At 64.5% G+C, this 14944-nt stretch carries 3 protein-coding genes; 2 read left to right on the forward strand and 1 reads right to left on the reverse strand.

Translation table 11 applies throughout. The annotated features are described in order from the left end of the window. The first annotated feature begins 16 nt into the window (after positions 1-16). The gene (locus tag XcyCFBP4188_RS19180) at positions 17-2872 is read left to right on the forward strand and encodes a S8 family serine peptidase (RefSeq protein ID WP_104592643.1); all 2856 of its coding nucleotides are present in this window, start codon (positions 17-19) and stop codon (positions 2870-2872) included. 214 nt (positions 2873-3086) lie between these two features. On the opposite strand, the gene XcyCFBP4188_RS19185 is transcribed toward XcyCFBP4188_RS19180, so the two are convergent. Beyond that, on the reverse strand, positions 3087-14123 hold the full coding sequence (locus tag XcyCFBP4188_RS19185) for an autotransporter-associated beta strand repeat-containing protein (protein ID WP_104592644.1): 11037 nt from the start codon (positions 14121-14123) through the stop codon (positions 3087-3089). Between the two features lie 282 nt (positions 14124-14405). On the opposite strand from XcyCFBP4188_RS19185, the gene XcyCFBP4188_RS22695 reads away from it, so the two are divergent. After that, the gene (locus tag XcyCFBP4188_RS22695) at positions 14406-14681 is read left to right on the forward strand and encodes a hypothetical protein (protein WP_152666631.1); all 276 of its coding nucleotides are present in this window, start codon (positions 14406-14408) and stop codon (positions 14679-14681) included. Positions 14682-14944: the final 263 nt, after the last annotated feature.

The following is a 14944-nucleotide window of genomic DNA, read 5'->3' on the forward strand; positions in this document are numbered from 1 at the left end:
CCGGATTAAACAAACTATGAATCGCTCGCTACTCGCCACGACCATCGCATCCTGCCTCGTCCTGACCGCCTGTGGCGGCGGTGGCGGTGGCGGCAACGTCCGCAGTGACCCGCCACAGACCACGGTCGTGGCCCCGACGCCGTCCACGCCTGCACCTGCGACTCCGACGACACCGGCGCCGGCGCCGGCTCCGACGCCCATGCCGACGGCGCCTGCCACCCCGACGCCCCCCACAACGCCGGCGCCGCCGGAAACCTCCACGGCCGACCCGCTGCCCAAGACCGCTCCCGCTCCGACACCGGTGCCCTCGCCTGCTCCTGCACCGGCCCGTTACCAGGGCCTGGGCAGCAACCTGCTGGTGCCGACCAATGCGGATCTGGCACAGCAGGCCGGTGCCCGCGGCCAGGGCGTGAAGTTGGCCGTGCTGGACGACAACCTGGTGCCGAGCTACGCGCCGATCAGCGGCAAGGTCGACAGCTTCAATGACTACACCGCCAGCCCCGGCACGCCGGAGTCGTCTGCGAACCCGTTGCGCGGCCACGGCACGGTCATCTCGGCACTGGTGCTGGGCTCGGCGCAGGACGGCTTTGCCGGCGGTATCGCGCCGGATGCAGACCTGTTCTATGCGCGCATCTGCGCCGAAAATTCCTGCGGCACCCAGCAGGCTCGCCGCGCCGCGGTGGATCTGGCGGCTGCCGGCGTGCGGATTGCCAACCTTTCGATCGGTGCCTCGTATGCAGATGCTGCCAGCAGCGCGAACGCCGCGCTGGCCTGGAAGTTCGCACTGGCTCCGCTGGTGCAGGCCGATGCGCTGATCGTGGCATCGACCGGCAACGAAGGTGCGTCCGAGGCGTCCTACCCGGCGGCCACCCCGGTGCAGGAAGCCAGCCTGCGCAACAACTGGCTGGCAGTGGGCGCAATCAATATCGACAGCGCCGGCAATGCCGCCGGCCTGACCAGCTATTCCAACCATTGCGGCGCCGCTGCGCAGTGGTGCCTGGTGGCGCCGGGCAGCTACTTCGCCCCGGCCCTGGCCGGCACCGAGTTGCAGGGCCAGATCGCCGGCACCTCGTTCTCCACCGCTGCCGTCACCGGCGTGGCGGCGCAGGTGCTGGGCGTGTATCCGTGGATGAGCGCCTCCAACCTGCAGCAGACCTTGTTGACCACTGCCACCGACCTGGGCGACCCGGGCGTGGATGCGTTGTACGGCTATGGCCTGGTCAATGCGGCCAAGGCGATCAACGGCCCGGCGCAGTTCGTCAACAACTGGTCGGCCAATGTGACCTCCGGCTACGACAGCACCTTCAGCAACGACATTTCCGGCGCGGGCAACCTGACCAAGAACGGCGCCGGCAAGCTCACGCTCAGCGGCAACAACACCTACACCGGCGGCACCAGCGTCAGCGACGGCGTGCTCGCACTGTCCGGCAGCCTGCGCTCGGATGTGATCGTGCTCAACTCGGCCACCTTCGAATCGCACGGCGGTGTGATCAACGGTAACTACAGCCTGGTCAACAACACCGGCACCACCGCACTCGAATTGGGCAAGGGCTTGACCGTCACCGGCCAGGCCAGCCTGAAGGGCAATCTGCTGTTACTGCCGGAAGCGGCTGGCTACACCGTCGGCAGCAGCGAAAAGATCGTCCAGGCGGGCAACCTGCAGGGCACCTTCGATCGCGTGCAGTACGCCAACAATTTCTTCTGGACCGCCTCACTCGCCTACGACCCCACCACCGTCACCGCCACGCTGACCCGCAATGCCTCCGCTGCCAGCGCGCAAGCGGCCGGTGCGCCGCAGTCGGTGGTCAACGGTGCTGCGCAGGCCGATACGCTGGTCAAGGTGCTGGATACGCGTGTGGCGTCGGGCGACACCGACAATCTGGGTGGTTTGATCAGCGCTACCGGCTCGCTGCTGGCGGCGACCGATGCGCAGGTTGCCGCATCGCTGCCGACCCTGGCTGGCCAGGTACACGGCATCGAGCGCACGCTGGGCTTCCAGTCCGCGCTCAACGATGCGCGCGTAGCTGCCGATCGCCTGCCCTACCTGGCCGACACCACCACGCTGACCACCTGGATGCAGGGCAGCTATCTGGACGGCAACCTGGGCGGCAACGGTTTCGACTCGGCCGATTACACCCAGCAGTCCACCACCTTCGGTGTGGATCTGCCGGTGGGCAGCGCCGGCACGGTGGTGGGTGCGGCGGTGAGCTCGGGTCAGGACCGTGCAAACATCGATGCCTCGGCCAGCCGTCTGCGCTCGGACCGTTATGCGATGACGGCGTATCTGTATCAGCCGATCGGCCAGGCCTACCTCTCGGGCATCGGTTCGTATGGCATGAGCAATGTGGAAACCGAACGCAGCGTGCAAGCGGGCAGCATCGGCGAGCGTCTGCAGGATCGTCGCCACGACACCAACTGGTCGCTGCGCGCCGAACTCGGCCTGCTGCCGCACGCGGGTTTGTCGCCGTTCGTCGCCGTCGGTGTGGTCAGCCAGAAGCAGGATGCCTTCAGCGAAGCATCGGCCACCGGCCTGGGCTTGAGTGCCAATAGCGACACGCTGCGCGCGGGCTACGGCGAAGTGGGCGTGCGTGGCCATCTGACGCGCGGCAAGTGGGGCTTCGATGGTCTGGTTGCTTACCGCTCGCTGTTCGGCAACCCGAACTCCGACTTCACCGCATGGTTCACCGATTTGCCGGAAGCGCGCTTCAACGTCGCCGGCGAGCCGGTGTCCAAGCAAGCGCTACGTGCCTCGGTGGGTGTGCGTTACCAGCTGAACGATGCGTTCTCCATCTACGGCAACGTGGGTGCCGAGCGTGGTCGGTCGGATGCCAACAGCATCAACGCCAATGTCGGCCTGCGCTGGCAGTTCTAAGCGCCGTCTGCAGACCGGCAGTGTGGCCGCAAGGCTGCATGGCCGGTACGCGGAGTCGGCATGCACGACGCCCACGCTGCGGCTGCCGACGCGGCCGACCAGCGATTGCGGGTGCGCTGCAAGTGCAAGTGCAAGCATGACGCTGTACGTGCGTGCCTTTGTATCGGCCAAAAAAAAGCCCCGGCAGTGCCGGGGCTTTTTGGTCTGCAGTGAATCAGAAGTTCCAGCCCCAGGTGACCTGGCCGCCGTACGCGGTCTGGCCATCGCCGTTGAGTCCTTGCAACGACAACGACAGGCGACTGGCAGGCGAGGTGATCAGGCTCACGCCCAACTCGCCGACCACCGCATTTTTCGCCAGGGTGACGCTCTGCACCGAGAACTGCGAGCCGGTGCCGATGAAACCGGCCGAACGTTCCACAGCGCGGTCGCCGAACGCGTGCCGCCAACCCACCGACGCATACAACCCGGCCGCCTGGCCCAGCTGCCAACGCCCACGCACACCCACCGTGCTGGTGGTGTACTCGTCCTTGGCGCTGTCCACCGACAGCCCGGCAATGCCGCCACGCTCGTTGAAACCATCGGTCTTCAGATGCGTGTAGTCGGCTGCGATGAAGGGGCTGTACACCGCGTTGCCGGTGCGCAGATTCCAGGCCGCTTCCAGCGACACGGTGATGGCTTTGGCATCGTAATTGCTGCTCAGCTGCTCTTCGAGCACGCCGGGCAACATCACCCGACGCGTGCTGTCCACGCTGTAATCGGCATAGTCGACCGAGGCTTGCAGCGCGAACGCGGACCAATCGGCCTGGCCGTAGATACCGGCATGTGTGCCATCGATATCGGAGCGATCAAAGGACTCGCGCGAGCGGGTTTCGATGTCCTGATTACCGACTGCGATACCGAGCACGCTGCGCTCGCCGATGCGCCGTTCTGCACCGGCCATGATGCCGTTGTCCTCGCGCCGTACCGAGGCCGCATTGGCATCGCCATCGACACGATTGGGCAGGCTGCGACCGGTGATCCACACCGTGGTGTCTCCCACGCGCGCGTCCTGGCTATCGCCACGCAGATGGTTGCCGACACCGCTCAGCAGGAAGCGGCTATCCAGCAACGCAGTGGCCGTGCTGGCATGGCTTTCGCCAGACAGCGAGGCAAACGCGGTGCTGATCGCCTGCGGATCGTCGGGCAAGCGCACCACTGCCTGATAGACCGGGTTGGTGGTCGGCAACCCATCCACGGCAGCTGCGGCAGCCTGCTGGTTTGGCACCGTGACCGCATCGACCATGGCCACGGTGTTGCGACCAAACGAGACCGACAACGCAGTGGCGCTGGTGCTGACGTTCGGCTCGACGAAGGCGTAGTCGGAAACAACGTTGCTGAACTGCCCGCTGAGCCCGCCAGCGGCGTTGATGACCGGAATTTCGGTAAACAACGGCAGATCCGTCGCACGCACCAGTTGCAAAGTGCTGCCAGGTGCCAGCGTGGCCGCACCGCCCACGCTGATGGGTGTGACCGCGCCACCTGCGCCGGGCGTGACCTGCAAGGTGGAGCCATTGCCGAGCGTGGCATTGCCGCCGACACTGATCGTGCCGGCGGTGCCGCCGATCACCACGGTGCCGCCCGAGCTCAGGCTGCCAACGCTGCCGCTGCCGGTGAGCGTGCCGCCCGGACCCACCGTCACCGGCCCACCCAACGCGGCGCCCGGGTTAGCCGGATTGCCCACGCTCAAGGTGCCTGCCGCGACCGTGGTCGGCCCGGTGAAGCCACCGCTGTTTGCAGTGACCAGCAAGGTGCCTACACCATCCTTGAGCAGGCTACCGGTGCCCGACAATGTCCCTGCGTAGGTGCCATTGGTGGTCTGCTGGAACACCAGCGCGCTGTTATTGGCGATGTTGCCCTGCAGGCTGTCGGTATCGCCGATCAGCGTACCCGCGGCGATGGTGGTGCCGCCGAGATACGCATTCACGCCATCCAGCGTGAGCGCACCGGCCCCGGTCTTGATCAACGCACCGCTACCGGTGATGTTGCCGGCAAACGTACCGGCGCCAGCCTGATCGAACACCAGCACCGCGTTGTCGAGGATGTTGCCTTGCAGGCTGGTGGTGTTGCCGATCAGGCTGCCGCTGGCAATCGTGGTACCACCGCTATAGGTGTTGGGAGCGACCAGCGTCAACGCGCCCGTACCCTGCTTGATCACACTCCCCGTGCCGCTGACTGCACCGGCGAATACGCCATCGGTGGCCTGATCGAACACCAGCGTGGCGTTGTCCACCACGTTGCCCTGCAGGCTGGTGGTGTTGCCGATCAACGTGCCGGCACTGACCACCGTGCCGCCGGTGTAGCTGTTGGGACCGATCAACTGCAACACCCCAGTGCCGGCCTTTTCCAGCGAACCAGTGCCGCTGACCGTGCCTGCATACACGCCGCCGGTGGCCTGGTTGAAGACCAGGGCCGCGTTGTTGGCGATGTCGCCCTGCAGGCTGGTGGTGTCGCCGATCAACGTCCCTGCCGCGATCGTGGTGCCACCGGTGTAACCATTCGCACCGTTAAGCAGCAGAGCGCCGGCGCCATCCTTGATCACAGCGCCAATGCCGGTGATCGAGCCGGTGAACACACCATCGCCCACCTGATTGAATGCCAGGGTCGCGTTGTCGACGATCGCGCCTTGCAAACTTGCGCTATCGCCTACCAGTGTGCCGGCGTTGAGCGTGGTGCCGCCGGTATAGCTGTTGCTGCCATCGAGCGTCAGCGTGGATGCACCGTTCTTGATCAAACCACCAGCGCCCGTGATCGCGCCGGTCAACGCGAGATCGTTGCTGCCTGCCAGCGCAAGTGCACCTGCACCTGTCAGATTGACTGCATTGCTCACCGTCAATACCTGATCGGTATCCAAGGTGGTGCCTGCTGCCGCAGTCAAGCTGCCGGTACCCAATGCCTGCGCATCGCCAAGCACCAGCGTGCCGCTGGCAAGCGTGGTGCCACCGGCATGGCTGTTGGCGACGTCGAGCGTCAGCGCGCCAGCACCTTGCTTGATCACGCTCCCGGTGCCGCTGACGGCGCCGGCAAACACGCCATCGGTGGCCTGATCGAACACCAGCGTGCCGTTGTCCACCACGTTGCCCTGCAGGCTGGTGGTGTTGCCGATCAACGTGCCGGCACTGACCACCGTGCCGCCGGTGTAGCTGTTGGGACCGATCAACTGCAACACGCCAGTGCCGGCCTTTTCCAGCGAACCAGTGCCGCTGACCGTGCCTGCATACACGCCGCCGGTGGCCTGGTTGAAAACCAAGGCCGCGTTGTTGGCGATGTCGCCCTGCAGGCTGGTGGTGTCGCCGATCAACGTCCCTGCAACGATCGTGGTGCCACCGGTGTAACCATTCGCACCATTGAGCAACAGAGCGCCGGCGCCATCCTTGATCACAGTGCCAGTGCCGGTGATCGAGCCGGTGAACACACCATCGGCCACCTGGTTGAACGCCAGGGTCGCGTTGTCGACGATCGCCCCTTGCAAACTTGCGCTATCGCCTACCAGCGTGCCTGCGTTGAGCGTGGTGCCGCCGGTATAGCTGTTGCTGCCATCGAGCGTCAGCGTGCCGTTGTTGGTCTTGATCAGCGCACCGCTGCCGTTGATGTCGCCGGCCAGGATCAGATCCGCCGGATTATCGACAGTGAGCGCAGCGCCCAGCGTGACCGCGTTGCCCAGTGTTGCTGCAGCCGCATTACTCAACACCGCATCGCCCGTCACCGACAAACCGCCGCTACCCAGCGCGGTGTTGCTGTCGACCGCCAGGGTGCCATCGCTGAGCACGGTGCCGCCGGCATAGCTGTTGTTGCCGCTGAGCGTCAGCGTGGTCGCACCGTTCTTGATCAAGCCACCGGCACCGCCAATCGCACCGGTCAGGGTGAGATCGTTGCTGCCCGCCAGCGTGAGTGCACCGCTCAGATCCAGCGCATTGGCGACCGTCAGTGCCTGATCGGTATCCAGCGTGGTGCCCGCTGCCGCCGTCAGCGTACCGGTACCCAATGCCTGTGCATCGCCCAACACCAGCGTGCCGCCACCGAGTGCGGTGCCGCCGGTGTAGGTGTTGGCGGCGCCCAGGATCAATGTACCGGTATCGAGTTTCTGCAGCGTGCCGGTGCCACCGATGCTCACATCGATGGTGCCGGTGGCGCCCGGATCGACGCGTACGATGGTGGTTGCCGCATTGGCGCTCAGCGCACCGGCGCCGGCATCGCTCAGCACGTAGCCGTCGCTGGCGAACTGGATCCCGGTGATGCCTTGTGTACCCTGCACGCCTACGTTACCTGCCGGGCCGGCGAAGACGGCGAAGCTGTTTTGCCAGTCGCTGTTGAGCAAGCCATCGGCCGTGGTCCAGTTGGTCGGACCCGCTGTCCACACGCCTGTGCCGCCATCGATGCTGCCGTTGGCCAGCGTCTGCGCACCATCCCAGAACTGTACGTTGGTGCCGGGTGCGGAGACCACCACGTTGACCTGCTGCGACAACCCGGTTTGCAGCGTCAACTGGGTGAGATCGATGGTGCCCGGAATGGTGCCGAAGCCCAGCCCGTTATTGGTCAGTGCGCCGGTGTAATCGATCAGGCGATACACGCCATTACCGAAACCACCGATGTCAGTGATGTTGAGCGTGCCGTCCAGGGTGAGATCGCCGTTGACCGCCAACACACCCGTGGTGCTGGGCGTACCGAGGAACGCATCGATGCTGGCATTCGGCGCCAGATTCAACGTGCCCGTGGTCAACACCGCACCGCTGGTCACCACCAGACGGCCGCCATCGTTGACGGTGACCGGTGCAGCGACCTCGCCGCCACCGCTCAACGTGCCGCCCGTTGCGACGGTCACACCGCCAGTGCTGGCCAGAACGCCATCCACATCCAGCGTCCCTGCAGTGATCTGCGTGGCGCCGCCGAGCGTGCTGGTGCCGGTGAGCTGCACCGTGCCTGCGCCCACCTTCTCCAGGTTGCCGGCATCGTTCAGGCTACCTGCAAAGGTGCTGCTGACGTTGTTGACGCCCAGCTGCAGCGTATTGCCGCCAAGAATCGCGACATTGCCCTGCCCGGTCAGCGCACCCAACGCCGTGTTGCTGCCCAACGAGAGCCCGGCGCCTGCCGCGACATCCACTGCGCTGGCGTTGCCCAACGCACCAGGTGCAGCGGTCGCCAGCACGCCGGCCTGCACCGCCACCGGGCCGGTGAAGCTGTTGGGGCCGGACAAGGTCAGTGTGCCCAACCCGTTCTTGGTCAACGCACCGGCACCGCTGATGGCGCCGGTCAGTGCCAGATCGTCTGCACTGGCGATGGTCAGATCGGCACCGAGATTGACCGCATTGCCCAGGGCCAGCGCAATCGCATTGCTCAAGTTGGAATTGCCCAGCACCGACAGGCTGCCGAGACCCAACGCGCTGTTGCTGCCAACCGCCAGGGTGCCTGCATTCAACACGCTGCCGCCGACATAGCTATTGGCGCCATCGAGCGTGAGCGTGGACCCACCGTTCTTGATCAGACTTCCCGCACCGCTGATCGCACCGGACAAGGTCAGATCGTTACTGCCCACCAGATTGAGCGCACCGCCGAGAACTACCGCATTGCCCACTGCCAATGCTTGATTGCTATCGAGGTTGGTGCCGGTTGCCGCAGTCAACGTGCCGGTGCCGAGTGCCTGCGCATCACCGAGCACCAGGGTGCCGCCGCTGAGTGCGGTACCGCCGGTGTAGCTGTTGGCCGCGTCGAGCACCAGCGTGCCGGTGTCGAGTTTCTCCACGCCACCAACGCCGGAAATCGCGACGTCAATCGTGGCAGTTGCCCCCGGGTCCACACGCACTGCGGTCAACGGTGCGACCACGTCCAGCGCACCGGCGCCGGCGTCGGTCAACTGATACCCATCGGTGACGAACTGCAGGCCACCGATGCTCTGCGTGCCCTGCACGCCCACCGCACCTGCGGTACCGGCAAACACCGCAAAATCGCCCTGCCAGGTGCTGTTGGCGGTGCCGTCCTGGCTGGTCCAGTTGGTGGCCGCGCCCCAGGTGCCGGCGCCGCCATCGACGGTGCCATTGGCCGTGGTCTGCACGCCGTCCCAGAACTGCACGATGCTGCCCGGCGCGGTGACCACCAGATTGAGCTGCTGGCCGATGGCGGTCTGCAAGGCGAGCTGGCTCAGATCCACGCTGCCGGGAATCACGCCGAAGGCCAACCCGTTGTTGGTGAGCAAGCCGGTGTAGTCGATCAAGCGATACACGCCGGTGCCGAAACCGCCGATATCGGTGATGTTGAGCGTACCGTCCAGGGTGAGATCGCCATTGACTGCGAGCAGACGCGTGTTGCTCGGCGCTGCCAGTGCGACATCGAGAAACGCGCCCGATGCCAGCGACAAGCCACCCACGCTGAGCGAGGAGCCACTGGTCAACGCAAGCCGGCCGCCATCGCCGATGGTCACGCCACTGGCCACGCTGCCGTTGGGGCCGGTGCCCGTCAGCGTGCCGCCGAGCGCAACGTTCAACGCGCTGGTGCCGAGACTGCCGATCACATCCAGCGTACCGCCGCTGACCTGGGTGGCGCCACCGATCACGCTGGTACCCAGCAAGCGCACCGTGTCCACGCCGACCTTGTCCAGATTGCCGCCACCGCCCAGGCTGCCGGCAAAATCGCCGCCGCCCAATTGCAGCGTGCCGCCGGCATCGGTGTCGACATTGCCGGCACCGCTGAGTGCGGTGATCAGGCCACCGTTGGTCAGATTCAACGCTGCGCCCGCCGCGACATCGACGTTGCTGGCATTGCCCAACGCCGCGCCGGTGCTGGCCACCAGCGTGCCGGCCTGAATCGCCAACGGGCCGGTGTAGCTGTTGCTGCCATTCAAGGTCAGGGTCCCGGCGCCGGTCTTGATCAAATCGCCTGCACCGCTGATGTTGCCGCTGGCCAGCATGTCTGCGCCGTTGTCCACGGTGAGCGTTGCGCCAAGCGCGATGTCGTTGCCCAATGCCACCGCGATCGCATTGCTCAATGCCGCGTTGCCGACGACCGACAGACTGCCGGTACCGAGTGCATCGTTTGCACCGACCGCAATGGTGCCCGCAGCCAATGTGGTGCCGCCTGCGTACGTGTTGCCTGCATTGAGCGACAACGTGGTGGCGCCATTCTTGATCAAGCTACCGGTGCCGCTGATGGCACCGTTCAAGGTCAGATCGTTGCTGCCGATCAGGGTGAGCTGATCATTCAATTGCACCGTGTTGCCCAGCGTCAGCGCTGCATTGGTATCCAGTTCCGCAGCACCGCCGACCAGCAGACCACCCACTCCCAACGCAGTGTCGTTACCCAGCACCACACGCCCTGCATCCAGCGCAACGCCGCCGCTGAAGGTGTTGGCGTTGTTCAAGGTCAGCGTGGCCGTGCCTTGTTTATCCAGACTGCCGATGCCGCTGATCACGCCATTGAGCGTGGTGTCCTGTGTGCCGGGCAGCGTCAATGCGCCGTTCAATGCGAATGCATTGCCCAGTGTCACTGCAGTGGTGGCATCCAGCGTGGTGCCAGCCGCCGCAGTCAGCGTGCCTAATCCCAGTGCGGTATCGCTGCCGACCAGCAACGCGCCGCCCTGCAATTGCAGGCCGCCCACCCAGGTATTGTTGCCAGTGAGGGTGAGCGTCTGGGGGCCGTTCTTGACCAAGCTGCCGGCGCCATCAATCACGCCATCGAGCGTGAGGTCCTGGCCATCGATGCCGAGCTGACCGGCAACGTTGAGCGCGTTCTGCAACGTCACTGCAGTGCTGGCAGTGAGTTGCGTCCCATCGGCAGCAGTGAGTGCGCCGGTGCCCAGTGCAGTGTTGCTGCCGACCACCACCGTACCGGCGTCCAGCACGGTCCCACCGGTGTAGAGGTTGTTGCCGGTGAGCGTGAGCGCACCAGCGCCCTGCTTGATCAGGCTACCTGCGCCGCTGACGATACCGGTCACACCAAGATCGTTGTTGCCGGTGAGCGAGAGCGCGCCGTTCAGGGCGACATCGTTGCCGATCGTGGTTGCGGTGGTGGCTTGCAGTTGCGTGCCATCGGCTGCTGTCAGCACGCCGCTGCCCAGTGCAGTGGCGTTGCCGATCAGCAACGCGCCTGCATTGAGATCCACGCCGCCGGCAAAGGTGTTTGGTCCACCCAGGGTGAGTGTGGCGCCGCCGTCCTTGATCACCCCACCCACGCCGCTGACAACGCCGTTGAGCGCAAGATCCTGGCTGCCGCCAAGTTGCAGATCCGCTTCCAGTGCCACGTTGTTATCGACGATGCGTGCTGCGGTGCTGTCGAGCAGACCGCCGCCGATGGTCAGGGTGCCTGTGCCCAACGCCGTATCGCTGCCCAGTACCAGACTGCCTGCAGACAAGCGCGTACCACCGGCATAGGTGTTGTTGCCGGCCAATGTCAGACTGGCCGGACCGAGCTTGTCGAGACTGCCGGCGCCGGTGATCGCACCATTGAGCGTCAGCGCATTGCTGCCACCCACATTGACCAGGCCAGCCAAGGCGATGGCATTGGCGAGCGTGCTCACCGTGGCGTTGTCCAAGGTGGTGCCGGCGGCGGCGCTGAGTGCACCAACGCCAAGTGCGGTGTCGCTGCCCACCGTGAGGCGACCGGCATCGAGCGTGGTGCCGCCGGTGTACAGACTGTTGCCGCTCAACGTCAGGTCGCCGCTGCCGGATTTGATCAGGCTGCCCGCTCCGCTGATATCGCCACTCAGGGTCAGTGCCTGCGTGCCATCAAGGCTGAGCGCGCCGGTGGTCAGCGCAATATCGTTGGCCACCGTGGTAGGCACCGTGCCCTGCAGACTGGCATTGCCGGTGACGGTCAATGCACCGCTGCCGAGTGATCCGTCGTTGGTCACCTGCAGGACGCCGGCATTGAGCAGCGTGCCGCCGGCATAGGTATTGAGCCCACCGAGCGTGAGTGTGCCGGTGCCGAGTTTGTTCAACGTACCGCTGCCGCCAATCGTGCCCGTCAAGTTCAAGGCGGTGCCGTTGCTGCCCACGCCCATGGTGTCGGTCAACGTAATGGCATTGCCGAGCGTTGCCGCTGTGGCCGCATCGAGCACGCCGCCACTGGCGGTCAACGTACCGGTGCCCAGCGCCGCGTTGGAGCCGACCACCAGCCGCCCGGTGCTCAGCGTGGTACCGCCGGTATAGGCATTACTGTTGGTCAGCGTGAGGTCGCCCGCACCGCTCTTGATCAAACTGCCGCCGCCAGTGATGGCACCGCTGAGCGTGAGCGCCTGCGCGCCTGTCCAGTTCAACGGACCTGCGAGGTTGATGCCGTTGGCCACCGTCAACGCAGCGCCGGTGCTCAGGTTGGCAGGGCCGGTGACATTCAATGCACCCGTTCCCAGTGCGGAGGCCGTCCCGAGCTGCAACGCGCCCGACGCCAGCGTGGTTCCGCCGGTATACGTGTTGGTGCCGTTGAGCGCGAGCGTGCCGGTGCCGGTCTTGTTGATGCCACCGGCACCGGCAAGCGTGCCGCTCAAGGTCAGCGCGTTGCTGCTGGCACCCAGGCCCAGGGTGTTGGTCAGCGCAAACGCGTTGCCGAGCGTCAGCGGAGCCGTGGTATCCAGTAGCCCACCCGCTGCGGTCACCGTGCCGGTGCCGAGCGCACCGGGGGTTTCCAGCAGCACGGTGCCAGCACCCAGCGAGGTACCACCGGCGTAGGTATTGGTGCCGCCGAGGGTCAGTGTGCCGGTGCCGACCTTGGTCAGCGCGCCTGTTCCACTGACAACACCGCCGAGCCGCACGTTGTTGGCACCGCCGATGCTGACGTTATTGCCGAGTACGAACGCATTCGGCAAATTGACTGCAGCACTTGAAAGCACGCTGCCGCCGGTTGCGTTGACGGTGCCACTTCCCAGCGCGCCGTTGTTGCCGACGGTCAGCGCGCCACCGAGCAGGTTCACGCCGCCGCTGAAGGTATTGGCACCGGTCAAACCCAACGCACCGGTGCCGGTCTTGGTCAACGCACCGGTGCCGGTGATTGGGCTGGCAACGGTCAAGCCGTTGGCGCCTTGCAAGGTCAACCCACCTGCACCCAGCGCAATGCCGCCAGTGGGATTCAACGTCAACCCTGCGGCAGTGGCTTCCAGTGCACCGCCATTGGCAGCGATGCTGGTGCCGAGCTGGGCTGGGTTTGCGAACTGCAACACGCCGCCATTGAGCGCGCTGCTGCCGAAGTTGCTGCCGCCACCGACCGACCAGGTACCGCTGTTGACGCGCAAGCTGCCGAAATTGATGTACTGCGCCGTGCTGAGCGATCCAACGCCGGTGCTGCCAGTGCCGGTGCCGATCGCCGAATTCTGCAGGATCAGCGTATTGGTGCCGCCTGCACCGCCATCCACCACCCCGGTCTGCGCGAAACTCAGCAAGCCGCCGGGCCCCAGCAGTTCAAGCGCCAATCCACCGCTGCTGTTGACGCTGCCGCCGGTCACTGCAGTGAAGCTGTTGGTGCTGCCCGCCCCCATCGACACGCTGCCGTTGATGGTGCCCGAGTTGACGAAGGTATTGCCGGTGGCCGAACTCTGAAAGCCCACGCGTCCGTTGATGGTGCCGGTATTGACGGCATTGACGGTACCGCCGCCGCTGACCGCAATCACCGGCGTATCGGAACTCAGGACTGACAGATTCAACAATGCACGGCTATCGATCAGGCCTGCGTTGTTGATCTGCACAACGCCATTGCTGGCCGAGGTGATGCCCAGCGCCATGCCGTCGAGATTGAGCAGGTTGGCACCGAGCAAACCGCCGGTACCGTAAATCGTGCCGGTAGCAAGATTGTTGGCGATCACCGATGTGGAGGTGGCATTGCCCATGGTGACGCCGGTGCTTAGTACCGACAGCAAGCCAAGCACCGACGGATCGACCGTGCCGCCGTTGTTGAGCGTGGCGTTGGTGCCGCTGAGCGCGATGGCGGTGCCGCCGAGCAACCCGGCGGTCATCTGCGAGCCGGCCGCGACGTTGACGGTCAGGTTATTTGCACTGCTGGCAAAGCTATTGCTGGTGATCGGCAATCCAGTGCAAGTGACGGTTGCGCCCGCCGCAGGTAGCGCCGGTGTACATGCTCCCCAGGCCAGACCGGGTGCGGCGGCCCCCACCGCCAATACGACCAGGCTCGACAAACAACGACGGGTTGCCCCGGACTTGCGCCGCCGACGCACCAACTCATGCGTGACGACCCAATTGCCAATCGCGGCGTTCCAGACCAGCGCAAATGCACGATTCATTTCATTTCCCCCTGATTGCCGTACAGAGACCGACGTGTGCCCATGCACGCGCCTTCAAAGACGAAAGTTGACTAATGGTTGAGTCGGTTTAAAGCAGGGCGTGCTGCTCCAGACCTGGGTAGTTAAAGCGTGACGGCGTTTAATACCAATACAGATAACGAACCTGATGCGATTAATAGGCGAAGCGGCACATATGAAACTGTGCGGAATATCACTAACCATAAACTCATCCGTTACACAAACAAAATCTGTCGACTGGTTTGCTCGGGCTCGCTAGAGTCGGTGACGAGCCTCATCCGTAAGGACGCACGCCCCTTGCACCACCTGCCTCACTGTGGAAATGAGAATTTATCCACGATCTATGCGGTATTTGATTGGATGAGCCTGGTGGATAAAGGCGGACCGATGCACTCGACCAGCCTCGCTAGCGAACCGAACAATAAAGATCAAATTTTATTAAAGGATGTTGCGGTGCAAAAAAATGTATATGCAGCAGGCGTTACGGTCGGATTGTATTGCAATCGTTTGGAGACGCATTGCAATCGTTTTCTTGATTAATACCAATGCCCGTTTCCGAAATCAGCCTGCCAAAATGAGTATGTGCATTCACGAAAATAGTTGAAGCAGAGCTTGCAGAGCCTGCTGATGTGATACCGTTTTTTCGTGCATTACATCGGGCGTGGCATGTGGATCAGATCCCAGATGTTCGTCACCTGCCGATGACTCCGGTTTGTTTCTAGGGCCTGTTAACACATCCGAAGCCCATCAACGACTAGGACGAAGCTGAGGAATCCAAGGAACATGACATCTAGCTTCTCGAA

It is taken from the genome of Xanthomonas hortorum pv. cynarae (genome assembly GCF_002939985.1).
GTDB lineage: Bacteria > Pseudomonadota > Gammaproteobacteria > Xanthomonadales > Xanthomonadaceae > Xanthomonas > Xanthomonas hortorum_D.